At 54.2% G+C, this 2,248-nt stretch carries 3 protein-coding genes; 1 reads left to right on the top strand and 2 read right to left on the bottom strand.

Going from position 1 to position 2,248, the window contains the following annotated elements; translation table 11 throughout:
• The coding region (locus tag WCE46_RS01510; protein WP_424731934.1) for a GNAT family N-acetyltransferase at nt 1-656 on the top strand (656 nt) is incomplete at its 5' end.
• Nucleotides 657-685: 29 nt separating this feature from the next.
• On the opposite strand, the gene WCE46_RS01505 is transcribed toward WCE46_RS01510, so the two are convergent.
• Nucleotides 686-1,273 (bottom strand): hypothetical protein, encoded by a 588-nt coding sequence (locus WCE46_RS01505; RefSeq protein WP_424731933.1) that lies wholly within the window; start codon nt 1,271-1,273, stop codon nt 686-688.
• A gap of 189 nt (nt 1,274-1,462) precedes the next feature.
• Entirely contained in the window at nt 1,463-1,969 is a 507-nt protein-coding gene (locus WCE46_RS01500) for an RDD family protein (RefSeq protein ID WP_424731932.1), read from the bottom strand.
• Nucleotides 1,970-2,248 lie beyond the last annotated feature (279 nt).

Raw genomic sequence — 2,248 nt, 5'->3', positions numbered from 1 at the left:
CAGCGCCGGGTATTTCCGCACGAAGGGTGCGAACCGTGGTCCGGTACGGCGACCCGGCAGCGGAGATTGCCGCATGTGCAGAGGAGGAGGATGTATCACTCATCCTGATATCCCGGTACGGCAGCAGGGACTGTGCCACAAACATCCCGCTCGGCCGTACCGCTGCCGGCGTGGCAGCCCGGGCACAGCGTCCCCTTCTCGTACGGTACCCCCGAATCCACCTCGACGTAGAGGCGAGGGAGCTCTCTAGCGGGGAATTTGACCGGGCAGAAACAGTCTGGCTGGGATACCACCAGCAGAAAGCCGACCGGAACACCGACCGGATCTTCGGCGTGTTTGTCGAAGGGGCGCTTGCCGCAGTCGCCCGGTGCCGGCGTCACCCGGAGGGTCTTGAAGTCGACGGGGTGTTTGTCGGCGAACAGTTCCGGAACAGGGGCTATGCACGAAAAGCGGTACAGGCACTTGTTGCCGCATGCGGCACAGGGATACTTTATATGTACTCCACGCTGCCGCTCGTCACGTTTTATTCATCATTTGGTTTTGCGCCTATCGCCGAGCGGGAACTGCCAGAAAGTATCCGGGCACGGTTTGATTTTGCCGCCGGCAACCTCAAAGGCGCAAATGCCGTACCCATGCGCCGCCTGCCAACGGACTGACCGGTAAAAACAGGGACACTGCCGGCCAATCATCCGGGCAGGGGCAGGATCTCGATCTCCATCGTGCTGATCTTCTCATAGATCTTTTTCAACCGGATAATCGGCCAGAGCTCGTAGAGGAGTACTGTGACCGGTTCCCACATCGCCGCCCAACCAATGATTAAAAGCGAATAGGAGAGGAGCTGGGGCAGAAGATAATTGGTCCTGGTCGCAATAAGCTCGCTCGCTACAAGGGCAATTGCCAGGAATGTGAGTCCGATAAGCAGGCTCCACCGGCCAAACCGGAATTTCGCCCGGAATTTCCGTTCCGTAACAAGCATCTTGTACCTGAAATGGTTATGGATGGCGGGAATGATCTTTTTTGCTTCCTGGCTCTCCACGAGGGGAGGGGGAAGGTAAATGTGGATCATAAATTTTGTTTTTGCAGGAAAATCCTGTACCGTGTCCACGATATAGTGTTCTGCTTCTGTATCGATCTCTTTCTCGTAAAACGGGGCCGGGTCAAAGGAGTTGAAGAGCTGGATAACGGATGTCAGCTTGATCTCGATCAGTACACGGCCGTCCTGTTTGTGGTACATCGACTCGATATCCCGTACCGGTTCTGATGCGAGAGGCATGTTGTTTCTGTACAGCGGCATAGCCAATAAACTTCACGAACCTGTGGCAAGCTGCCTGATATCCCTCCTGCGAAGGTGACCCCGTCAGGAAGTCATTTTAAAAAAACAGATCGCGGGACCAGCCGAATGATCACGGCCCCCGTTCCCCGGGAAAAAACTTTAAAAAAATCTGCTGATAAAAATACCCGTTTATTCCTTGTCCCTGACGTACAGGATGCCATCAGGCTCACGATAATCGGTTTTTATGACGATCGTATTGGAGATCCGGTTAAAGACCCGGAGTTTTGTCTGCGGCATCGCAAGCCACCCGATCAGGCAGTCAAGGACAAGGATTGGCATGAACGCCTTCCCGATGCTCTCGATCGCGGCGGTTCCCCAGTGGATCTTTGTGCCGTCACGGTTCACGACCCGGATGTTCATAACCATCTTCCCGATCGACTGGCCCTTGTAACTTTCACAGATGGTCCAGTACAGGAAGAAGATGAGCGTCTCGATCCCGAGGTCAAACAGTCCTAGGTGTCCGAAATCCCAGAGAAAATGCATCTTCCAGTTAAAAGGCTCGAGAATGCCCCCGATAATATTTAAGAAGAGTATCACGAGGATGATATCGATGAGCCACGCCCAGAGCCGGGTAGACCACTTGGCAAGGTACAGGGTTTTGCCATGCTCCATCATGGGGCGTTCCGGCTCCGTCACCGGCAGGGGTTCCGGGTCCGGTACAGGTACCGGTACCGGCGTTGGTAAGGGGGAAGTCCCCGGGAATGCGTCTGCCCTAGTATCGTATATGTACGCAGTATGAATGAATGAAGGTTACGAAACCGGTACGAAAAAAGGGACGTTTTTAGGCCGCATGAGAACAACCCTTTTATGCGCGGAAGAAGTAACGTTAAAAAATCAGGCAGACCGTGAGGTTGAATGGAATGACAGAATCAGTCATCACCGAATTTGCCGGGAGCCAGCGTGAATCGATCAGCC

The organism is Methanoregula sp. (genome assembly GCF_049690535.1).
Classification (GTDB): Archaea; Halobacteriota; Methanomicrobia; order Methanomicrobiales; family Methanospirillaceae; genus Methanoregula.
The sequence above is the reverse complement of the archived record's forward strand: the minus strand, read 5'-3'. Positions and strand labels throughout refer to the sequence as shown.

Bases quoted from the DNA above. Each gene is read 5' to 3' on its own strand.
- WCE46_RS01505 (WP_424731933.1), bottom strand. From the start codon at position 1,273: ATGCCTCTCGCATCAGAACCGGTACGGGATATCGAGTCGATGTACCAC.